The sequence below is a fragment of the Aeromicrobium sp. NPDC092404 genome (assembly GCF_040684095.1).
Taxonomy (GTDB): Bacteria; Actinomycetota; Actinomycetes; order Propionibacteriales; family Nocardioidaceae; genus Aeromicrobium.
The window spans coordinates 1,371,302-1,391,925 of the sequence record NZ_JBFBFI010000001.1 but is presented as its reverse complement, the minus strand read 5'-3'; the positions used below and the strand labels follow the sequence as shown (position 1 = coordinate 1,391,925).

The window sequence follows — 20,624 nt, the reverse complement described above, 5'->3', positions numbered from 1 at the left end:
AGGAATCGAGGTCCGACGGTGACGACGCTCGTAGCAGCCCGGCGACTCGTGGGCCTGCCGGACGACGAGTCCGGGGCGGGGTGGCTCGAGGTCGATGGCGACCGGATCGTCGCGGCGGGCCGCGGCACCCCCACACGTACGCCCGACGTCGCGCTCGAGGACGGCGTGCTGGCCCCGGGCCTGATCGACGCGCAGATCAACGGGGCGTTCTCGGTCGACTTCGCCGACGCCGGCCCGGACGAGGTCCGCGACGTCGCGGAGCGGATGCTGTCGACCGGCGTGACCTCGATGGTGCCCACCTTCATCACCGCGACCGTCGAGCAGCTCGTCGAGCAGGTGACCCGCTACGACGATGCCCGCCGGGTCAGCAACGCTGCGGGATCGGCCACGCGCCTCCTGCCGGCCCACGTCGAAGGCCCCTTCCTGTCGCCCAGGCGTCGGGGCGCCCACCGGGAGTCGCTGCTGGTCGACCCCACGCCGGAGCGGATCGCCCCGCTGATCGAGCTGGGCGACGCGGTCTCGTACGTCACGCTGGCTCCCGAACGCGACGGGGCGTTGGCCGCGATCGCGGCGTTCGTGTCGGCCGGCATCCGCGTCGCCGTGGGGCACAGCGACGCGACGGACGACCAGGTCCGCAGGGCGGCCGACGCCGGCGCCACCCTCGTGACCCACCTCTACAACGCCCAGAGCCCGTTCCACCACCGCGCGCCGGGCGTCGTCGGCGCCGCGCTCACGGACCCGAGGCTCACGGTCGGCATGATCGTCGACGGTCACCACGTCGAGCCCGCGGCCGTGCGCCTGGCGTTCACGTCAGCCGCGGGGCGCGTCATGCTCGTGACCGACGCGGTGGCCGCACTCGGGATGCCTCCCGGAGTGTACGAGCTGGGCGGCGACCAGCTCGAGGTGATCGCCGGCAGCCCGCCGCTGCGGGCCGATGGCACGATCGCCGGTGCCGACGAGCCGCTCGACGCCAACCTCGGGCACGCCGTCGGGTTCGGGGTGGACCTGGTCGACGCGATCAGGGCTGCCACCCGCACGCCCGCCGATGCGCTCGGCCTTGCCGACCTCGGCCGGATCGAGCCGGGCGTGCGCGCCGACCTCGTGCTGCTGGGGGACGACCTCCGCGCGCGGACGACGTGGCTCGCCGGCCGACAGGTCTGGTCGACCGGTGGCACGATGCACGAAGGACCCGGAGCCACCGTGGCCTCCGGCCAGCTCTAGGAGGTTCCTCATGGTCACAGCTGAAGAGATCGTCGCCGGACTGGGTGGTCGCGACAACATCGTCGAGATCGAGCCGTGCATCACGCGCCTGCGCACCGAGGTCGAGGACGCGTCCCTCGTCGACCAGGCCGCGCTCAAGGCTGCGGGCGCCTTCGGCGTCGTGGTGTCGGGCAACGTCGTGCAGGTCGTCGTCGGGCCCGTCGCCGACACGCTGGCAAGCGACATCGAGGACCTCGATTGAGCGCCCAGGCCGTCCTGGCGCCCGTCGCGGGCGATGTGGTCCCCCTCGCCGACGTGCCCGATCCGGTGTTCGCGCAGCAGATCGTCGGCTCCGGCATCGCGATCGATCCCGAACGCGTCGAGTCGACCGTCGTGGCGCCCGCTGACGGACGCCTGCTCAAGCTGCACCCGCACGCGTTCGTCCTGCTCACGACCTCCGGCAAGGGGGTCCTGGTGCACCTCGGCATCGACACGGTCCAGCTCGAGGGCGAGGGCTTCGAGCTGCTCGTCGCCGAGGGTGACGAGGTCACCACGGGTATGCCCGTCGTCCGCTGGAATCCCGCGGAGATCGAGGCCGGCGGACGGTCCCCGGTCGTGCCCGTCGTCGTGATGGACGCGGCACCCGACAGCGTCGAGGTCGAGGCCTCCGGGGCCGTACGCGTGGGGGATGCGCTCTTCACCCTGTGACGATCGCGGCAGGCTGACTGGAAGTTGACCCGCATCGGCTCCGGTGAGAGACTGACAGACGCAGATCAGCCTCATCTGCCCCTTCCCCCCAGTTCCATTCCGCGGAGATTCCTCATGGCCAAAGCACTCATCGGCTACATCGGAGGCCCCACCTCCGACCAGCTGCGCGAAACCGCCGCACTGCGCCGCCGGATCGCCGACCTCGAGGCCGAGATCATGCGCCTCAAGGTCGAGAACGACGGTCTGCTCCGGACCATCCGTGAGCGGGTCGACACCGTCACCGCCGGCGACTTGATGGAGCCTGCGACCCACTGAGGTCCCAGCGGTCTACGCTGACCTGAACCGTCGTCGTCGTAGGAGTCAGCGTTGTACCTCAAGAGCCTCACGCTGCGTGGGTTCAAGTCCTTTGCGTCCTCGACGACCCTGCAGCTCGAGCCCGGCATCACGTGCGTCGTCGGCCCCAACGGGTCCGGCAAGTCCAACGTCGTCGACGCCTTGTCGTGGGTCATGGGCGAGCAGGGTGCCAAGTCCCTGCGCGGCGGCAAGATGGAGGACGTCATCTTCGCCGGCACGTCCGGCCGCCCGCCCCTCGGCCGCGCTGAGGTCGTCCTCACGATCGACAACACCGACGGCGCGCTCCCGATCGAGTACACCGAGGTCACGATCTCGCGCACGATGTTCCGCAACGGCGGCTCCGAGTACGCGATCAACGGCAACACGTGCCGCCTGCTCGACGTCCAGGAGCTGCTGAGCGACTCCGGCATCGGCCGCGAGATGCACGTCATCGTCGGCCAGGGCCAGCTCGACAGCGTCCTGCGCGCGACCCCCGAGGAGCGACGCGGCTTCATCGAGGAGGCCGCCGGGGTGCTCAAGCACCGCAAGCGCAAGGAGAAGGCGCTCCGCAAGCTCGATGCGACGCAGGGCAACCTGACGCGGCTCAACGACGTCCTGACCGAGCTGCGCCGCCAGCTCAAGCCCTTGGGTCGTCAGGCCGAGGTGGCCCGGCGCGCCGCCGTCATCCAGGCCGAGGTCCGGGACGCACGTGCCCGCATCCTGGCCGACGACATCGTCAGCGCCCGCACCGTCATCGCCGAGGAGCTCGCCGACGAGACCGCCCTCAAGGAGCGCCGACAGGCGGTCGAGCAGTCGATCGCCGTGGCTCGCGAGCAGGAGACCGAGCTCGAGGACCAGCTCCGTGAGGACTCGCCGCGCCTGTCCGCGGCGCAGGAGACCTGGTACAGCCTGAGCGGGTTGCGCGAGCGCATCCGCGGCACCGCGGGCCTGGCCAACGAGCGCGTACGCCTGGCAGCCGTCGAGGCCGAGGACCGTCGCGTCGGACGCGAGCCCGAGGAGCTGGAGGCCGACGCCCGCCGCGCCCAGGAGCAGCTCGAGCAGCTCAGTGCCGGCGTCGCGCAGGCCACCGAGTCGCTCGAGGCCGTCATCGCCGAGCGCAACGAGGCCGAGACCGCCTACACCGCAGAGGAGCGCCGCGTCGCCGGGCTGCTCCGGGCCGCCGCCGACCAGCGTGAGGGGCTGGCCCGCCTGCACGGTCAGGTCAACGCGCTCAAGAGCCGGGCCACAGCTGCCGGTGAGGAGATCGGGCGGCTCACCGCGGCCCGTGAGGAGGCCGAGAACCGGGCCGTTGCGGCGCACCGTGAGTTCACCAACCTCGAGAACCAGATCGCCGGGCTCAACGCCGGGGAGTCAGGCCTCGACGAAGAGCTCGAGGCGGCCGAGGACGGCCTCGCCGTGATCACCGAGCACCTGGCCTCGCTCACGGCCCAGACGCAGGAGGCCGAGCGCCAGCAGGCTGCCTTCGAGGCCCGCAAGGAGGCGCTCGAGCTCGGCCTGGCACGCAAGGACGGTGCCGGCGCGCTGCTGGCGGCGACCGACGAGATCAGCGGGTTGCTGGGATCGGTCGCGGCGCTGCTGACCGTACGTGGGGGATTCGAGACCGCGATCGCCTCGGCACTGGGCTCGGCCGCCGACGCCGTGGCCGTCGACCACCTCGACACGGCCGTGTCGGCCATGGAGAAGCTCAAGTCCGAGGACCTCGGCCGGGCCGGCATGCTGCTCGGAGGTGGCGAGGTCGACGACTCCTCGTGGCCGGGACTGCCCGACTACGCCACGTACGCGGTCGACGTCGTCGACGGACCGGCGCCGTTGCAGGGAGCCCTGCGTCGGCTGTTGTTCAAGGTCGCGGTCGTCGACAGCCTCGAGCAGGCCCAGGAGCTCATCCGGCACGCCCCCGACGTCACGGCCGTGACGCGCGAGGGCGATGTGCTGGGTGCCCACTTCGCCGCCGGCGGATCGACGTCCAAGCAGAGCCTCATCGAGGTCCAGGCCGCGATCTCGCAGGCCGACGAGGACCTGACCCGTGCCGTGCACACGCTCGAGAGGCTGCGCTTCGAGCACGAGGCAGCCGACGCCAAGCGCGCCGTGGCCCAGGAACGCGTGGACGCCGCGCTCGGCCGACTGCACGAGTCCGACGCCACGATGGCCGCGGTCGCGGAGAACCTCGGGCACCTCGGTGCCACGGCCCGCGCCGCCCGGGGCGAGGCCGACCGGCTCGCCGCGGCGATCACCAAGGCCGAGGAGGCTCAGGCCGGTGACCTCTCGGGCCTGGCCGAGCTCGAGGACCGATTGGCGCAGGCCGAGGCGGCTCCCGAGGAGGAGCCCGACACGGCCCTGCTCGAGGAGCTCGCCGACAAGGCGTCGGCCGCCCGCCGGGCCGAGACCGACGCCCGGCTGGCCCTGCGCACCAACGAGGAGCGGGCCCGCGCGCTCGAGGGACAGGTCACCGCGCTGTTCGAGGCCGCCGAGGCCGAGCGCGAGGCGCGCATCAAGGCCAAGGAGCGCCGCGAGCGCCAGCTGCGTGAGGCCGAGACGGCCAAGGCCGTCATCCACGCCAGCGACCTCGTGCTGGAGCGGCTCGAGCAGTCGATCGCCCAGGCCGCCACACTGCGCACCGAGATCGAGGCCTCCCGCACCGGACGCGAGGAGACGCTGCGCGGCGTGCGCGTCAAGCTGCGCGAGCAGATCGCCGAGCTCGACGGGCTGACCGACTCCGTGCACAAGGACGAGATGGCCCGGGCCGAGATGCGCCTGCGTCTCGAGGGGCTCGAGGGGCGTGCGTTGGAGGAGCTCGGCCTCGAGGTCGAGACACTGGTGGCCGACTACGGCCCCGACCAGCTCGTGCCGCCGATCACGGTCGAGGGCGAGGACGACTCGCTGCCGGCCGAGCCCGTGCCGTACGAGCGTGACGTGCAGGTCAAGCGGCTGCGCAACGCCGAGCGGTCGATGGCGATGCTGGGCAAGGTCAACCCGCTGGCCCTCGAGGAGTTCACGGCGCTCGAGGAGCGGCACCAGTTCCTCTCCGAGCAGCTCGACGACCTGCGCAAGACTCGCCAGGACCTGCTCGACATCGTCGAGGAGGTCGACGCCAAGGTCGAGCAGGTCTTCACCGAGGCCTGGTACGACGTCGAGAGCGCGTTCCAGCACGTCTTCAGCCGGTTGTTCCCCGGCGGCGAGGGCGCCCTCGTGCTCACCGACCCGCAGAACATGCTGACGACCGGCATCGACGTCGAGGCGCGCCCGGCCGGCAAGAAGGTCAAGCGGCTGTCGCTGCTGTCCGGCGGCGAGCGCTCGCTGGTCGCCGTGGCGTTCCTCGTCGCGCTGTTCAAGGCGCGCCCGAGCCCATTCTACATCCTCGACGAGGTCGAGGCCGCGCTCGACGACGCCAACCTCGGCCGTCTGCTCGAGCTCTACGAAGAGCTGCGCGCCAACTCCCAGCTCGTCGTCATCACGCACCAGAAGCGCACGATGGAGGTCGCCGACGCGCTCTACGGCGTCTCGATGCGCGGCGACGGTGTCTCGGCGGTCATCAGCCAGCGCCTGCGCGAGGAGGAGACCGCCTCGTGACCGAGCGCCAACGGGACGCGGGCGACGAAGGACCGCGCCTCCGTACGGACTTCAGCGTCCTGCGGACCATCACGACGCGATGGGCCGACGAGGACGTCTACGGACACGTCAACAACGTCGTCTACTACTCCTACTTCGACACCGCGGTCAACGGCTTCCTGATCGACCAGACCGGCACCGACATCCGCCGGCTCGACGCGGTGGGCCTCGTGGCCGAGACGCAGTGCGAGTTCCTTCGCGAGCTGGGATTTCCCGGCGACGTGCAGGCCGGCCTCGCGGTCACCCGGCTGGGCACGTCGAGCATCGTCTACCGCATCGGGCTGTTCCAGGGCGACGGCGACGAGCCGGCCGCGATCGGGCGCTTCGTGCACGTCTACGTCGACGCCGCCACCCGCGAGGTCACGCCGATCCCCGACGCGATCCGCAGCGTCGTCGCGCCGTTGGTCACCTCCTGACGCCTGCCGACAGCCGCTCGGCGGTGGATCATCCACCGTTCGGGCGGCCAAAAGGTGGGGGACCCACCGCCCGCCGGAGCAGATGGGGCCGGCGTTCTGCATAGGATCGGAGCGTGACCACGCTTGTGCTGCTCCTGATCGTCCTTGCCGTCGTCGTCGTGCTGGGCGCGGGCATCGCGCTCGTCGTCGGCCGCGGCCGCAAGGATCTGCCACCGCCGGCTGAGCTCGATCGCGTCACCGAGGAGCTCATCGAGCATCCCGAGCACCCCGAGCCCCACCTCGGGGACGAGGAGCCCGCCGCTGCGGTCGAGACGCTGGAGCGGCCCGAGGCCCCGCAAGGCCGCCTCGTACGCCTGAGGGCCCGGCTCGCGCGCTCGCAGGGCACGCTCGGCAAGGGCCTACTCGCCGTGCTCAGCCGCTCGACGCTGGACGACGACGCGTGGGAGGAGCTCGAGGACACGCTGCTCGCGGCCGACGTGGGCGTCACGGCGACCGACGAGCTCGTGGCCAATCTCAAGACCCGTGTCCGGGTCGAGGGCATCGACAGTCCTGAGGCTGCGAAGGCTGCGCTCCGCGAGGAGCTCGTGCGCCTGATCGACCCGACGTACGACCGCACGCTCGACGCGACAGGCGCCGACGGCAAGCCGGGCGTCGTCCTCGTGGTCGGGGTCAACGGCACCGGCAAGACGACGACCGTCGGGCGCCTCGCCCGAGTGCTCGTGGCTGAGGAGAAGTCCGTCGTGCTCGGCGCCGCCGACACGTTCCGTGCCGCCGCTGCCGACCAGCTGCAGACCTGGGGCGAGCGGGTCGGGGTGCCGACCGTTCGTGGTCCCGAGGGCGGCGACCCCGCCAGCGTCGGCTTCGAGACCGTCCAGCGCGGCATCGCCGACGGCACCGACGTCGTGCTGGTCGACACGGCCGGCCGCCTGCACACCAAGGCCGGTCTGATGGACGAGCTCGGCAAGGTCAAGCGGGTCATCGAGAAGCAGGCGCCCGTCACGGAGGTCCTGCTCGTCATCGACGCGACGACCGGCCAGAACGGCCTGACCCAGGCCCGGGTGTTCGGTGAGGTCGTCGACGTCACCGGGATCGTGCTGACCAAGCTCGACGGCACCGCCAAGGGCGGCATCGTGATCGCCGTCCAGCGGGAGCTCGGGGTCCCGGTCAAGTTCGTCGGGCTGGGCGAGGGCGCCGACGACCTGGCGCCATTCGAGGCCGAGGAGTTCGTCGACGCCCTGCTGTCCTGACACGGGACCTCACACCGCTGCCTCACCGGGTGCAGGCGGGGCGTAACACGCTGTTTACACGCCGGGCGCATTCGTGATCCCGATGCAACATGGCCGGGCACGTACCGAAATCCCCTGACAGCAGTCTGTGTCGCAACAGGTCGTACCTCGTCCTGCTGCAACGCACTCTTCTTTCGGAGGTTTCATGGATACCGGCGATACCGCGTGGATTCTGGCCAGCTCGGCCTTGGTCCTGCTCATGACGCCAGGACTGGCGTTCTTCTACGGCGGCATGGTCCGCTCCAAGACCGTGCTCAACATGATGATGATGAGCTTCATCGCCCTGGCGATCGTGCCGGTGCTGTGGGTGCTGTTCGGCTACTCGCTGGCGTTCAGCCCTGACGGCAACCAGTTCCTCGGCGGCTTCGAGCGCATCGGCCTCGACGGCATCGGCCTCGAGACGGCGTACGGCACGATCCCCGAGTACGTCTTCGTGGCGTTCCAGCTGATGTTCGCAATCATCACGGTCGCCCTCATCAGCGGCGCGATCGCCGACCGGGCCAAGTTCGCCGCCTGGGCCCTGTTCGTCACGATCTGGGTCACGGTCGTCTACTTCCCGGTCGCGCACTGGGTCTTCGACTTCGGCGACGACGGCGGCTGGATCGCGACCAAGCTCGAGGCACTCGACTTCGCGGGTGGCACGGCGGTCCACATCAACGCCGGTGCCGCCGGCCTCGCCCTTGCGCTGGTGCTCGGCAAGCGGGTCGGCTGGAAGCGCGACCCCATGCGCCCGCACAACCTCCCGTTCGTCCTGCTGGGCGCCGGTCTGCTCTGGTTCGGCTGGATCGGCTTCAACGCCGGCTCTGCCGTCGGTGCCAACGGTCTCGCGGGCCTCGCCCTGGTCAACACGACCGTCGCCACCGGAGCAGCCATCCTCGGCTGGCTGCTCGTGGAGTCCATCCGCGACAAGAAGGCCACGAGCCTCGGCGGCGCGTCCGGCGCCGTCGCCGGCCTGGTGGCCATCACCCCGGCCGCCGGAGCCCTGACCCCGGTCGGCTCGATCGCCCTCGGCGTCATCGCCGGTGTCCTGTGCGCCCTCGCGGTCGGCCTGAAGTACAAGTTCGGCTACGACGACTCGCTCGACGTCGTCGGCGTGCACCTCGTCGGCGGCCTCGTCGGCACCCTGCTGATCGGCTTCCTCGCCTCAGGCGACGTCGGCCTGTTCTACGGCGGTGACCTCGAGCAGCTCTGGAAGCAGGCCGTCGCGGCCTTCGTCGTCCTCGCGTACTCGTTCGTGCTCACGTTCATCATCGGTAAGTTGATCGACGTGACGATCGGGTTCCGCATCAGTGAAGAGGATGAGGTCCTCGGCATCGACCAGGTCGAGCACCTGGAGACCGCGTACGACGAAGCCGGGATCATCGGCGGGTCCGCCCTGAAGACGGGAGTCTGAACATGAAGCTGGTTACGGCGGTCATCAAGCCGCACAAGTGGGAAGAGGTCCGCGAGGCCCTCGCTGCAGCGGGAGTCGCCGGCATGACGGTGACCGAGGCCAGTGGCTACGGCCAGCAGAAGGGACACACCGAGGTCTACCGCGGTGCTGAGTACGACGTCTCGCTGGTCCCCAAGATCCGCCTCGAGGTCGTCGTCGACGACGCGGACGTCGAGAGCGTGGTCAGCACGATCACCGGTGCAGCGCAGACCGGCAAGATCGGTGACGGCAAGGTCTGGGTCATCCCGGTCGACTCGGTCGTGCGGGTTCGCACGGGCGAGACCGACGAGGCCGCGCTCTAGGGCCAGACATCTCTCGTGACGATGGCGCAGCACCCCGATCGGGTGCTGCGCCATCGCTGCGTACGATCACCGACGTGAGCAACGACAGGGCCGCTCTCGCCCGGCAGCGGAGCGACCGGGCGCTCGAGGCCGACCGGAGGCTGCGGCAGCTGTTCGCCGACGCCGTGCCGGCCGACCGCAGCGACCCACGCGAGGGGCCGGGCCTCGCGCTGGTCGCCGTGGGCGGCTACGGCCGGTCAGAGCTCTCGCCGTTCAGCGACCTCGACGTCGTCCTGCTGCACGACCCGGCGCTCGACGAGTCGGTGGTCCGGCAGGCCGCCGAGACGATCTGGTACCCGCTGTGGAACGACGGCGTCGCCCTCGACCACTCCGTGCGGGACACCATCCAGATGCGCGAGGCGGCGGTGACCGATCACCGGGCCGCGATGGGGATGCTCGATGCCAGGACCGTCGCCGGCGACGCCGGTCTCGTCCTGGCGCTGCGCTCCCAGGTGCTGGCGGACTGGCGCCGCGACGCCCGTACGCGGGTGGAGGAGGTGCGCCAGGCGCGCAACGCCCGCATCGAGCGGGCCGGCTGGATCGCCCACGCCGCCGTTCCCGATCTCAAGGAGTCCGGGGGAGGGCTGCGGGACAGCGTGATCCTCCGTGCCCTGGTCGCCACCTGGTTGATCGACGTCCCGCACGGCGAGTCAGAGTCGCTGCGCTCGGACCTGCTCGACGTCCGTGACGCGCTGCACCAGACCGTCGGCCGCCGCGTAGAACGGCTCGACGCCGAGGTCATCCCCGACGTGGCCCGCTTCCTGGGCATGGGGGCCGAGGAGCTCGACCTGCACGCGCGCCAGCTGGGGCGGCGGATCGCCCACCTCGCGTCGCTGTCGTGGCACAAGATCGACGCCGCCCTGGCACCTTCGGCCAAGCGCACCATCACGCCCACGGGTCCGGCCGTCACGCCGCTCGCCGATGGCGTCGGCATCCTCGACGGCGAGGTCATCGTGACGGGGCGGGCCGATCCGACGACGGACCCCGAGGTCGCGCTGCGGGCGGCGGCCGCGGCGGCTCGCGAAGGCCTCCCGCTGAGCCCCGGCTCGGCCAAGCGGCTCGCCGACTCGATGGGCGACCTGCCCGATCCGTGGTCGGCGTCGTCGTCACGCCTGATGGTCGACCTGTTGAGCTCGGGTCAGGGGCTCGTACGCGTGTGGGACGAGCTCGACTTTGCCGGCGTCGTCGACCTGCTGCTGCCGGAGTGGGTCGCGATCCGGCTGCGGGGCTCGTCCTCGCCGGTGCACCGCTTCACGGTCGACCGCCACAGCCTCGAGACCTGCGTGCACGCGGCCAAGGTCAAGCGCGACGTGGCGCGGCCCGACCTGCTCGCGGTCGCGGCGCTGCTGCACGACATCGGCAAGGGCGTCGACGGGGATCACTCCGAGGTCGGCGAGCCGATGGCCGTACGCATCGCGCAACGGTGGGGCTTCAGCGGCGAGGACGCGGCCGTCATCGGTCGGCTCGTCAGGTGGCACCTCCTGCTGCCGACGATCGCGACGCGCCGCGACATCGAGGACCCCTCGACGGCCGCCAACGTCGCCGAGATCGTCGGGACCGAGGACTTCCTCGACCTGCTGGCCGCCCTGACGGCGTCGGACGCCCAGGCCACGAGTCCGGCCGCGTGGTCCCCCTGGCGCAAGGGCCTGACCGAGGGGCTCGTCGAGAAGGTCCGGCGTGTCCTCGACGAGGGCGTGACGACGCCGACGCCGGAGGACTACGAGGGCTGGCCCGCCGGCGTGCCCTTCCCCGAGCACGGGGCCATGCAGGCGGCGGACTTCGCCCTGACGGTCGAGCCGCGACCTGGCGGCTCGCTGCTGACGATCGTGACGGCGGACCGCCAGGGGGTCATGGCCGACCTCGCCGGGGGCCTGGCCCTCGCGGGACTGGCCATCCGCTCGGCGAGGACCGTGACCCTCGGCGGTGCGGCGGTCTCGCTCTGGGAGGTGTCGCGCGACGACATCGATCCGGCGCGGCTGACCGATCGGCTCCGTCCGGCCATGGCCGGTGAGCTCGACCTCGCGGGCCGTCTCGAGCTGACCTCGATCCCGGACGCTCCGGATGCCCGCGTACGCCTGCTCGACCGGCTCTCGGAGACCGCGACGTTGGTGGAGGTCCGGGCGCAGGACCGCCGCGGGCTGGTGTGGACGGTGTGCGACCAGATCGCCTCGCTCGGGTTGTCGATCCGCTCGGCGCACATGTCGACCTACGGCGACGAGGTCCGTGACGTGTTCTACGTCGTCGACGGCGACGGGCAGCGGCTCGAGGACGCCACCGCGTCGACGCTGCGCGACGCCCTGGCCACCGCCCTCGGCTGACTCCCGCCCACGCCGGGGAGGGGTGACGGGGTCTCGGTTAGAGTTGACCAGACCCCTTTCTCCCCATTCGAGGATGACGACCGACGTATGTTCGACACCCTGCAAGACCGTCTGCAGTCAGCGTTCAAGAACCTGCGCGGCAAGGGTCGACTCTCCGACGCCGACATCGACGCCGTGGCGCGCGAGATCAGGGTCGCCCTGCTCGACGCCGACGTCGCCGTGCCGGTGGTCCGTGACTTCATCGCCAACGTCAAGGAGCGGTCGCGCGGCGCCGAGGTGAGCCAGGCGCTCAATCCCGCGCAGCAGGTCATCAAGATCGTCAACGACGAGCTCGTGACGATCCTCGGCGGTGAGACGCGGCGCATCCGTTACGCCAAGAACCCGCCGACCGTCATCATGCTGGCCGGCCTCCAGGGTGCCGGCAAGACGACCCTCGCCGGCAAGCTCGGCCTGTGGCTCAAGGGCCAGGGCAAGTCGCCGATGCTCGTCGCGGCCGACCTGCAGCGTCCCAACGCCGTCAACCAGCTGCAGGTCGTCGGTGGCCAGGCGGGCGTCAAGGTCTACGCTCCCGAGCCCGGCAACGGCATCGGCGACCCGGTCAAGGTCGCCACCGACGGACTGGCCGAGGCCCGCCGCACCCTGCACGACGTCGTCATCGTCGACACCGCAGGTCGTCTCGGCATCGATGCCGAGCTGATGCAGCAGGCCGCCAACATCCGCGCCGCCGTCGATCCCGACGAGGTGCTGTTCGTCATCGACGCGATGATCGGCCAGGACGCCGTCGTCACCGCGGAGGCGTTCCTCGAGGGCGTCGACTTCACCGGCGTCGTGCTGACCAAGCTCGACGGCGACGCCCGCGGCGGTGCCGCGCTGTCGGTGCGCTCGATCACCGGGCGGCCGATCATGTTCGCGTCGACCGGCGAGAAGCTGACCGACTTCGACGCGTTCCACCCCGACCGCATGGCGTCGCGCATCCTCGACATGGGCGACATGCTCACGCTGATCGAGCAGGCCGAGAAGGTCATGGACACCGAGCAGGCGGCCAAGGACGCCGAGAAGCTCATGGGTGGCTCGTTCACGCTGGACGACTTCCTGAGCCAGATGGAGGCCATCTCCAAGATGGGCTCGATGTCCAAGATCGTCGGCATGCTCCCCGGCATGGGTGCCATGAAGGAGCAGCTCGCCAACTTCGACGAGCGCGAGGTCGACAAGATCAAGGCGATCATCCGCTCCATGACCCCCGCCGAGCGCGACAACCCCAAGATGATCGACGGGTCTCGCCGAGCTCGCATCTCCAAGGGCTCGGGCACGCAGGTCAAGGACGTCAACCAGCTCGTCGACCGGTTCTTCGACGCGCGCAAGATGATGCAGCAGATGGCCAAGGGCGGCGGCATGCCGGGCATGCCGGGGATGCCCGGACTTCCCGGCCCCGGCAAGCGGGCCGGCGCCAAGCAGAAGCCGCAGCAGAAGAAGAAGGGCAAGCGCGTCTCGGGCAACCCCGCCAAGCGCGCCGCCGAGGCGGCCGCAGCACCCAAGAAGGACGGTGCCGGGGCGTTCGGCTTCCCGGCGGGCGGCAACGACGAGTTCGAGCTGCCCAAGGAGCTCAAGGACCTGCTCTAGGCAGGCTGCAGGGCGAGCCTGCTCCGACGGTACGCCGAGAGGCCGACGAGAAGCAGGCAGCCCAGAGCCGCTGCGGTGTCGTTGACGACCTCGGTGCGCGCGCTGACGCCGACGTCGTACGGCTCGGCGAGGTACGGCACGACGACACCGACCAGGGCCGCTCCCATCGCGAGCCAGAACGTGTGCGCGCTCGTCCAGGCGCTGCTGCGCGACCAGCCGCCCACCAGCGCGACAGCGGCAGTGATGACGGCCGCGGCGACCGCGAGGGAGGCGGCGTTCTCGGCGGGCAGGTAGAGCAGGTGGGCGAGAAACCCGAGCACAACCAGCAGCCGCACGGGGGGAGCCGCGCGTGCCGTGACCGGGCGGCGGCGCCACGTGAGCGCGATCGCGACCAGCAGGGCGACCACCCCCATGGCCGTGACGACCTGGTGCGGCGCGGCCTGGAAGCCGTCACCGTCCTCGTCCTTGACGCCGACGTGGTTGAGCACCGACGCAAGGACGTACAGGACACCGACGAACCAGAGCCCGCGACGACTGAGCCACGGCTCGGCGGCACGTCGCGACCACGACTCCGCGATGACGATCGGGATCGAGATGCTCGCCACGACGTGCCCCGTCACGAACGAGACGAGGTGATAGAGGCTGATGTCGATGCCGTCGACGTGGACGGGGTGCTGGAAGTCGTACCGGGCGTAGTCGGGGTTGAACAGCGACTGGTCCACGATGCCGGCCTGGAGGACGCCGAACGCAGCCGCGAGCAGCAGGATCGTGGGCCAGCCGCGGCCCGTCCGCCGGGTGACCTCGCGGATCAGCAGCGCCGCGCCGCCGTACATGGGGCCGAGGAACAGCACCACCAGCACCATGTCGGTGAAGGGGATGCCACCCCATGACATCTCCGCCATCCACGGGGCGATCACGACGACGGCGAGGACCGAGCCCCACCGGGTGCGTGTGCGTGACATGGCCCGAGCGTATGGACGCTGATCGGGGGCGGCATCGGTCCGAGGTCTAGGGGCCGTGCGCCGAAGGTCGATGGCTGTCGCGAAGTGCGGCCGGGAGGCGGAGGCCATACGTTAAGGGTCATGGGACATCCGCTCGTCGTGGTCATGGGCATCTCCGGTGTCGGCAAGTCCGCGGTCGGTCATGAGCTGGCCGATCGGTTCGAGCTCGACTACGCCGACGGCGACGACTTCCACTCCGAGGCCAACATCGCCAAGATGTCGGCCGGGACACCGCTCACCGACGAGGACCGTTGGCCGTGGCTCGCGGACGTCGGCGAGTGGCTGCACCAGCACGACGCCTCCGGCGGCGTCATCAGCTGCTCCGCGCTCAGGCGGGTCTACCGCGACGTGCTCGTCGGCGCCGCTCCACGCACGACCTTCCTGCACCTGACCGGCGACCACGACCTGATCAAGTCGCGGATGGAGAAGCGCGACCACTTCATGCCGGCGTCGCTGCTGGAGTCCCAGGAGCAGACCCTCGAGCCGCTGCAGGACGACGAGAGCGGCTGGGCCTTCGACATCACCCCGTCACCTGCCGAGATCGTGGACGAGTTCGTCGCCCGCGCCGGCCTGTCCGAGGAGGACATCTCATGATCGTCAGCACGCTCATCGCCGCGACCCCGCCCGAGCCGGTCAAGGCCGTCGCGGGGACCGGACAGCTCATCACGGCAGCCCTCGTCGGCATCGCCGTGCTGGTCGTCCTGATCACGTGGTTCAAGCTGCACCCGTTCCTCGCCCTGATCATGGGCTCGCTCGTCGTCGGAGCGATCGCGGGACGCAACATGCTGGACGTCGTCGGCAGCTTCAGCACCGGCGTGGGCGACACCGTCGCGGGGGTCGGGGTCCTGATCGCCCTGGGAGCCATGTTCGGCAAGCTGCTGGCCGACTCCGGTGGTGCCGACCAGATCGTCGACACGATCGTCGGGCGGTCCAGCCCTCGGATGCTGCCGTGGTCGATGGCCGCGATCGGCGCCATCATCGGCCTGCCAATGTTCTTCGAGATCGGGCTGGTCCTGCTGATGCCGGTCATCTTCCTGGTGGCCAAGCGGGCGGAACGGTCCGTCATCTCGCTCGGCATCCCGGCGCTGGCCGGCCTGTCGGCGATGCACGGCTTCGTGCCGCCTCATCCTGGTCCGCTCGTCGCGATCGACGCTCTCGAGGCCGATCTGGGCCGCACGCTGGCGCTCGGCATCCTCGTGGCGGTCCCCACGATCGTCGTCGCGGGGCCGCTGTTCGCCCGCTTCGCGGACCGCTGGGTCCCGGTGCCTGCGGGCGACCTGTTCGACGCGACGACCGAGAAGCGCGAGAAGCGCCCCAGCTTCGCGGCGACCGTGGGCACCGTGCTGCTGCCGGTCGTGCTGATGATGGGCAAGGCCTTCGCCGACATCGCGGTCGACGAGGGCACGACGCTGCGCAAGGTGCTCGACTTCATCGGCGAGCCGTTCGTCGCGCTCCTGATCTCGGTGGTCGTCGCCGTGTTCACCTTGGGGCGCGCGTCGGGCATGGACAAGGACGACGTCAGCGACGTCTTCAACAAGTCGCTCCCGCCGATCGCCGGCATCCTGCTCATCGTCGGCGCCGGCGGTGGCTTCAAGCAGACGCTGATCGACACGGGCATCGCCGAGGTGGTGGCCGACTTCGTGAAGGACAGCGGGGTCTCGGTGCTGCTCCTCGCTTGGCTGGTCGCGGTGCTGATCCGACTGGCCACGGGTTCCGCCACGGTGGCCACCATCACCGCCGCCGGCATCATGGCACCCATCGCGAGCGACCTGGCCGGCAGCGAGGTGTCGTTGCTGGTGCTGGCCATCGGTGCCGGCTCGGTCTTCTTCTCCCACGTCAACGACGCCGGGTTCTGGCTCGTCAAGGAGTTCTTCGGGCTCTCGGTGGTCCAGACCATCAAGAGCTGGTCGATCATGGAGACGATCCTGTCGGTCAGCGGCCTCGTCGTCGTGCTGCTGCTCAACCTCGTCATCTAGTCGGGTCCCCGGGCCCGCAGGCCCGGGGACCCGCACCTCAGCTGATCCGGTAGTCCGAGGCCGGGCTGCCGAGGCTGGTGACAGGCCCGGGAACGATGAACTGCTCGTATCGGGTGTCGTTGTCGACGTACCGCTTCAGCCACGATCCTTTCGGTCGGCGGTCCCGTCGTCGTCATGCTGCTCGACCTTGGCATCCGGCCCGGCCGGGCCGCCTCGCCGCCGCGGCAGCCAGCGGCGCACGGCCAGGGCTGTCGCGGCGACGGGGACGGTGAGCACGGCCATCAGCGAGGCGGTGGTCAGCCACAGGGAGAGCAGCGCGACCAGGGCGAAGATCGCGAGAGCGACCAGCTCGCTGATCAGGCCGGCGACGGAGGTGACCGTCGCCCTCGCCGGGCCCTCGATGGCGTCCTGGAGCCTGGCCTCGGCGACCACCGTGGCATTCGTCAGCAGGCCGTAGCCGAGCCCGACCAGGGCGAACCCGATCACCCCGACGAGACCGGCACCCCCGAGCATCGCGCCCGCGGCGAGCGCGACCGCCGCGACCACCAGCAGCACGGCCATCGTCGTCGAGCGCATGCCGGCGGTGCGACCGGCGAGCAACGAGCCGGCGAGTGAGCCTGCGACCGTCAGCCCCACCAGCAGGGGGACGACGGCGGTGGAGGCCCCGCCGTCTCGGGCCAGCAGGCCGAAGTACTCGTCGAAGGCCGTGAAGCCGTAGAGCACCGCCGCGAGCAGGACTCCGCCACGGACGGCCGGGCGGTGCAGCGCCTCCGCCAGGCCGGTGCGCAGCATCGCGACGTACGTCGTGACGCCTCCGGCTGAGACCGTCGTCCGGGTCAGCTGGGGGTCGTCCTCGAGGTCGTCGACCTGGGCCGCCGACACCACCTGCGGGGCGGCCGGCAACGACGCTCCCAGGACAGCTTGGGCCAGGACGACAGTGACACTGGCCCAGCCGACAAGGGCGTACCCCCCGAGCTCGAACAGCGGGGCGGCGACCAGGATGCCGACCAGCGCGCCCGCCTCGGTGGCGGTCGAGGCGAACCCGATGATGCGTGGATATGCGGTCGTGGTGCCACGCTCGGCCAGCTCGTCGTACAGCAGGGCCTGGAACGTCCCCGAGTGAAGCGAGCCGCCAACCCCCCACAGCACGAAGCCGGCCGCGAACCCCGCGTACGACGGCAGCAGGGTCCACGTGGCGAAGCCGCTTGCGGTCAACAGGGAGCCGAGCACCAGGAGGCCACGGCGCGAGACGGTGTCGGCCCAGGCGCCCGACGGGATCTCCAGGGCGAACGCCGTGCCGGACCACAGGAACAGCAGGGAGGAGATCTGTGCGGTGCTGAGGCCATGGTCGGCGAACAGCAGCACGTACAGCCCGTAGAGAGGGATCAGCTCGCCGAGGCCGGACCAGGCGACGGCGCGGACCGTGAGGGCTCGGTCAGAGAGGTGTCAATACTCGAAGGCGGGACGCATGGGTCCACTGTGGAAGAGCCGGTGCGGCGCCGTCAACCCTCAGGCCAGGAACGAAGCGACGCGGTCCTTGGGTCGCCCGATGATGGCGCGGCCGCCGCGCACGAGCACAGGTCGTTGCATGAGTCGCGGGTGGTCGACCAGCAGGCCCGCGACTGCCTCGGGCGTCACGTAGTCGTCGGGGTCAAGGCCCTGGGCCCTGAAGAACCCGTCCTTGCGCACCAGATCGGCAGGTGGGTCCTCGAGCTCGCCGATGAGCTCGAGCAGCTCCTCCCGGGACAGCGGGTTCTTGAGGTAGGCGATCACCTGGGCGTCGACGCCCGCCCCGGATGCCTCGTCGAGGGCGTGGCGGGAGGTGGAGCAGGCCGAGTGGTGCAGGATCGTCAGGTCGGACATGTGGCGAGCATACGACTGACTCCAGGGTCACTTCGTGTCACCATGAGCGGATGTGGGAAGCGTTCGAGCACAACCTCAAGGATCCTGCCGGCGCCGCGGTGCCGTTCTTCCTGCTGTTCATGCTCATCGAGATGGCCGCGGTACGCCGCGAGGAACGTGAGGACCGGGCCAACGCCGAGCAGGAGCGCGAGCGGCAAGGCATGGGTTACCTCAAGGAGGACACGCGCACGAGCCTGACGATGTTCGTCGGCTCGATCGGGTTCTCGGCCCTCTTTCGCACGGCGGCATTCCTGCTCTACACCGTCCTCTACGTCCACCTCGCACCGTGGCACCTGTCGGCGTCGAACCCTTGGACGTGGGTCGGTGTGCTGATCGGTGTGGACCTGCTCTGGTACACCTACCACCGCTTCTCGCACCGGGTACGCCTTGGCTGGGCCGGCCACCAGGCGCACCACTCGAGCGAGTACTTCAACTTCTCGACGGCTCTGCGGCAGAAGTGGAACCAGTGGTTCGAGGTGCTGATCTGGGTGCCGTTGCCGCTCCTCGGCGTGCCGCCGTGGATGATCTACTTCACGTTCTCGATCAACCTGATCTGGCAGTTCCACCTGCACACCGAGAAGATCGACCGGTTCCCGCGCTGGTGGGAGTTCGTGTTCAACACGCCGTCGCACCATCGCGTGCACCACGGCTCGGACCCGATCTACCTCGACCGCAACTACGGCGGCATCCTCATCCTCTGGGACCGACTGTTCAAGTCGTTCCAGCCCGAGCTGCACCGTCCGACGTACGGGCTGACCGTCCCGGTGGACACCTACAACGTGTGGGCGCTGCAGTACGGCGAGTACGTCAGGATCTGGCACGACGTGAAGCGAACACCGCGCTGGCGCGACCGGCTGGCGTACGTCTTCGGGCCACCGGGCTGGGCGCCGCCCCAACGAGCGTCCGGGGACCCGCTCCAGCCGCGTCCGTGAGAATGAGCCACATGGACCACGTGCGCTACGACGTCGACGAGAACATCTGCACCATCACGATGGACCGCCCCGAGGTGCGCAACGCCGTCGACGGCCCCATGGCCGCCGAGCTGCGTACGGCGTTCCAGCAGTTCGAGGAGGACGAGTCCTTGGCGGTCGCGGTGCTCACCGGAGCCGGCGGCACGTTCTGCGCGGGAGCCGACCTCTCCGCGGTGGCAGATCCCGAGCGGCGCAACGAGCTGGACCCGGAGGGGCTGGGCGCCGGCCCCATGGGCCCCACGCGACTCGAGCTGACCAAGCCGGTCATCGCAGCCGTGGCCGGGCACGCCGTCGCAGGCGGGCTGGAGCTCGCGCTGTTCGCCGACCTCAGGATCGCCGAGGAGGACGCCGTGTTCGGGGTGTTCTGCCGGCGCTGGGGCGTGCCGCTGATCGACGGCGGGACCGTGCGGCTGCCGCGGATCGTCGGGCAGGGGAGGGCGCTGGACATGATCCTGACGGGACGCCCCGTCGGTGCGCACGAGGCGCTGCAGATGGGTCTCGCCAACCGGGTCGTGCCGGTGGGGGACTCGCTGACCGTGGCGCACGACCTCGCCGAGCAGATCGCAGGATTCCCGGCCGAGTGCATGAAGGCCGACCGCGCCTCGGCCTATCGACAGTGGGACCTGCCGCTCGATGCCGCGCTGCGGTCGGAGGGCGCGAACGGGGTGCCGATCGTGGTGCTCGAGGGGGCGGAGGGTGCGGCGCGGTTCGCCGGTGGCGAGGGCCGTCACGGCCGGTTCTGAGGCGGTCGGGCCCGAGGTCGCGGCCGAATTGGAGCCACGGCACGTGTTCTGGCAGAATGACCCCTTGCGTCCGGTACGCGCGGAGACCCTCTCATCTTCACGTCGTCCGGCTCACCGATCTCGTCGGCCGTGTCCCCACGCGGCACCGGCAGGTCACCACATACACACATCTGAGGAGACACCACACTCGTGGCAGTCAAGATTCGCCTGAAGCGTATGGGCAAGATTCGCACGCCGTTCTACCGCATCGTCATCGCCGACTCGCGCACCAAGCGCGACGGACGCGTCATCGAGGAGATCGGCACCTACAACCCCAAGGCAGACCCGTCGATCATCAACGTCGACGGCGAGCGCGCCCAGTACTGGCTCGGCGTCGGCGCCCAGCCCACCGAGGCCGTCGCCGCGCTGCTCAAGATCACCGGCGACATCGGTGGCAAGAACACCATGAAGTTCGCCGACGAGAAGCGCAGCAAGGAAGACATCTTCCAGGAAGCGCTCAAGGAGCTCCACAACGAGCCCAAGGCCGACGCGACCACCAAGAAGGCCGCTGCTGCCAAGAAGGCCGCAGCCAAGGCTGACGAGGCGCCCAAGGCTGACGAGGCCAAGGCCGAGGAGCCCAAGGCTGACGAGGCCAAGGCTGAGGAGCCCAAGGCTGAGGAGCTCAAGGCTGAGGAGCTCAAGGCTGAGGAGCCGAAGGCTGAGGAGCCCAAGGCTGACGAGGCTTCCGCTGACGAGGCCAAGGCCTGATCG

Annotated in this window: 19 protein-coding genes; 16 read left to right on the top strand and 3 right to left on the bottom strand. The window is 70.3% G+C overall.

Going from position 1 to position 20,624, the window contains the following annotated elements:
- Positions 1 to 18 precede the first annotated feature (18 nt).
- The 11 genes from nagA (at position 19) to ffh (ending at position 13,281) form a co-directional block, all read left to right on the top strand.
- Positions 19 to 1,221, top strand: a complete 1,203-nt coding sequence (gene nagA, locus AB0N22_RS07080; RefSeq protein ID WP_364637554.1) for an N-acetylglucosamine-6-phosphate deacetylase — start codon at positions 19 to 21, stop codon at positions 1,219 to 1,221.
- 10 nt (positions 1,222 to 1,231) lie between these two features.
- Positions 1,232 to 1,462: a glucose PTS transporter subunit EIIB gene (locus AB0N22_RS07075; protein ID WP_364637552.1), complete on the top strand. Its 231-nt coding sequence runs from the start codon at positions 1,232 to 1,234 to the stop codon at positions 1,460 to 1,462.
- On the top strand, positions 1,459 to 1,908 hold the full coding sequence (locus AB0N22_RS07070; protein WP_364637550.1) for a PTS glucose transporter subunit IIA: 450 nt from the start codon (positions 1,459 to 1,461) through the stop codon (positions 1,906 to 1,908). Before AB0N22_RS07075 ends, AB0N22_RS07070 begins: the two co-directional genes overlap by 4 nt.
- Before the next feature lie 114 nt (positions 1,909 to 2,022).
- Positions 2,023 to 2,223: a hypothetical protein gene (locus AB0N22_RS07065; RefSeq protein WP_364637548.1), complete on the top strand. Its 201-nt coding sequence runs from the start codon at positions 2,023 to 2,025 to the stop codon at positions 2,221 to 2,223.
- Between the two features lie 51 nt (positions 2,224 to 2,274).
- Positions 2,275 to 5,829: a chromosome segregation protein SMC gene (gene smc, locus AB0N22_RS07060; protein WP_364637546.1), complete on the top strand. Its 3,555-nt coding sequence runs from the start codon at positions 2,275 to 2,277 to the stop codon at positions 5,827 to 5,829.
- Positions 5,826 to 6,284 (top strand): thioesterase family protein, encoded by a 459-nt coding sequence (locus AB0N22_RS07055; protein WP_364637544.1) that lies wholly within the window; start codon positions 5,826 to 5,828, stop codon positions 6,282 to 6,284. The genes smc and AB0N22_RS07055 overlap by 4 nt, the downstream gene beginning before the upstream one ends.
- 113 nt (positions 6,285 to 6,397) lie before the next feature.
- Positions 6,398 to 7,531, top strand: a complete 1,134-nt coding sequence (ftsY, locus tag AB0N22_RS07050) for a signal recognition particle-docking protein FtsY (RefSeq protein WP_364637542.1) — start codon at positions 6,398 to 6,400, stop codon at positions 7,529 to 7,531.
- Between the two features lie 184 nt (positions 7,532 to 7,715).
- Positions 7,716 to 8,963 (top strand): ammonium transporter, encoded by a 1,248-nt coding sequence (locus AB0N22_RS07045; protein WP_364637539.1) that lies wholly within the window; start codon positions 7,716 to 7,718, stop codon positions 8,961 to 8,963.
- 2 nt (positions 8,964 to 8,965) lie between these two features.
- Positions 8,966 to 9,304: a P-II family nitrogen regulator gene (locus tag AB0N22_RS07040; protein WP_364637537.1), complete on the top strand. Its 339-nt coding sequence runs from the start codon at positions 8,966 to 8,968 to the stop codon at positions 9,302 to 9,304.
- 74 nt (positions 9,305 to 9,378) lie between these two features.
- The gene (locus AB0N22_RS07035; RefSeq protein WP_364637535.1) at positions 9,379 to 11,661 is read left to right on the top strand and encodes a [protein-PII] uridylyltransferase; all 2,283 of its coding nucleotides are present in this window, start codon (positions 9,379 to 9,381) and stop codon (positions 11,659 to 11,661) included.
- 87 nt (positions 11,662 to 11,748) lie between these two features.
- Positions 11,749 to 13,281, top strand: coding sequence for a signal recognition particle protein (ffh, locus tag AB0N22_RS07030; RefSeq protein WP_364637533.1), 1,533 nt, complete (start codon positions 11,749 to 11,751; stop codon positions 13,279 to 13,281).
- On the opposite strand, the gene AB0N22_RS07025 is transcribed toward ffh, so the two are convergent.
- Positions 13,278 to 14,243, bottom strand: coding sequence for a hypothetical protein (locus AB0N22_RS07025; protein WP_364637531.1), 966 nt, complete (start codon positions 14,241 to 14,243; stop codon positions 13,278 to 13,280). The genes ffh and AB0N22_RS07025 overlap by 4 nt on opposite strands.
- Positions 14,244 to 14,363: 120 nt before the next feature.
- Here AB0N22_RS07025 and AB0N22_RS07020 point away from each other — a divergent pair, with 120 nt between their 5' ends.
- Together AB0N22_RS07020 and AB0N22_RS07015 are read left to right on the top strand one after the other, a co-directional pair.
- Positions 14,364 to 14,876 carry a gluconokinase gene (locus AB0N22_RS07020; protein WP_364637529.1) on the top strand — a complete coding sequence of 171 codons (513 nt, stop codon included), beginning with the start codon at positions 14,364 to 14,366 and terminating at the stop codon, positions 14,874 to 14,876.
- Entirely contained in the window at positions 14,873 to 16,258 is a 1,386-nt protein-coding gene (locus AB0N22_RS07015; protein ID WP_364637527.1) for a gluconate:H+ symporter, read from the top strand. Before AB0N22_RS07020 ends, AB0N22_RS07015 begins: the two co-directional genes overlap by 4 nt.
- A gap of 135 nt (positions 16,259 to 16,393) precedes the next feature.
- Here AB0N22_RS07015 and AB0N22_RS07010 read toward each other — a convergent pair whose 3' ends face one another.
- A complete protein-coding gene (locus AB0N22_RS07010) occupies positions 16,394 to 17,623 on the bottom strand; it encodes an MFS transporter (RefSeq protein ID WP_364637525.1) in 1,230 nt (409 codons plus the stop codon).
- A gap of 144 nt (positions 17,624 to 17,767) precedes the next feature.
- A complete protein-coding gene (locus AB0N22_RS07005) occupies positions 17,768 to 18,121 on the bottom strand; it encodes an ArsC/Spx/MgsR family protein (protein ID WP_364637523.1) in 354 nt (117 codons plus the stop codon).
- A 50-nt stretch (positions 18,122 to 18,171) separates the two neighbouring features.
- On the opposite strand from AB0N22_RS07005, the gene AB0N22_RS07000 reads away from it, so the two are divergent.
- The 3 genes from AB0N22_RS07000 to rpsP all read left to right on the top strand — a co-directional run bounded on the left by AB0N22_RS07000 (position 18,172) and on the right by rpsP (position 20,621).
- Positions 18,172 to 19,092 carry a sterol desaturase family protein gene (locus AB0N22_RS07000; RefSeq protein ID WP_364637521.1) on the top strand — a complete coding sequence of 307 codons (921 nt, stop codon included), beginning with the start codon at positions 18,172 to 18,174 and terminating at the stop codon, positions 19,090 to 19,092.
- 11 nt (positions 19,093 to 19,103) lie between these two features.
- Positions 19,104 to 19,874 (top strand): crotonase/enoyl-CoA hydratase family protein, encoded by a 771-nt coding sequence (locus AB0N22_RS06995; RefSeq protein WP_364637519.1) that lies wholly within the window; start codon positions 19,104 to 19,106, stop codon positions 19,872 to 19,874.
- Between the two features lie 189 nt (positions 19,875 to 20,063).
- Positions 20,064 to 20,621 (top strand): 30S ribosomal protein S16, encoded by a 558-nt coding sequence (gene rpsP / locus AB0N22_RS06990; RefSeq protein ID WP_364637517.1) that lies wholly within the window; start codon positions 20,064 to 20,066, stop codon positions 20,619 to 20,621.
- Positions 20,622 to 20,624 lie beyond the last annotated feature (3 nt).

What these genes read in the sequence shown, in the direction of transcription:
- AB0N22_RS07000 (WP_364637521.1), top strand. Translation starts at nt 18,172, where the DNA reads ATGTGGGAAGCGTTCGAGCACAACCTCAAGGATCCTGCCGGCGCCGCG.
- AB0N22_RS07025 (WP_364637531.1), bottom strand. Translation starts at nt 14,243, where the DNA reads ATGTCACGCACACGCACCCGGTGGGGCTCGGTCCTCGCCGTCGTCGTG.
- AB0N22_RS07075 (WP_364637552.1), top strand. Translation starts at nt 1,232, where the DNA reads ATGGTCACAGCTGAAGAGATCGTCGCCGGACTGGGTGGTCGCGACAAC.
- AB0N22_RS06995 (WP_364637519.1), top strand. Translation starts at nt 19,104, where the DNA reads ATGGACCACGTGCGCTACGACGTCGACGAGAACATCTGCACCATCACG.
- ffh (WP_364637533.1), top strand. Translation starts at nt 11,749, where the DNA reads ATGTTCGACACCCTGCAAGACCGTCTGCAGTCAGCGTTCAAGAACCTG.
- AB0N22_RS07005 (WP_364637523.1), bottom strand. Translation starts at nt 18,121, where the DNA reads ATGTCCGACCTGACGATCCTGCACCACTCGGCCTGCTCCACCTCCCGC.
- AB0N22_RS07040 (WP_364637537.1), top strand. Translation starts at nt 8,966, where the DNA reads ATGAAGCTGGTTACGGCGGTCATCAAGCCGCACAAGTGGGAAGAGGTC.
- AB0N22_RS07020 (WP_364637529.1), top strand. Translation starts at nt 14,364, where the DNA reads ATGGGACATCCGCTCGTCGTGGTCATGGGCATCTCCGGTGTCGGCAAG.
- AB0N22_RS07015 (WP_364637527.1), top strand. Translation starts at nt 14,873, where the DNA reads ATGATCGTCAGCACGCTCATCGCCGCGACCCCGCCCGAGCCGGTCAAG.
- AB0N22_RS07045 (WP_364637539.1), top strand. Translation starts at nt 7,716, where the DNA reads ATGGATACCGGCGATACCGCGTGGATTCTGGCCAGCTCGGCCTTGGTC.
- AB0N22_RS07065 (WP_364637548.1), top strand. Translation starts at nt 2,023, where the DNA reads ATGGCCAAAGCACTCATCGGCTACATCGGAGGCCCCACCTCCGACCAG.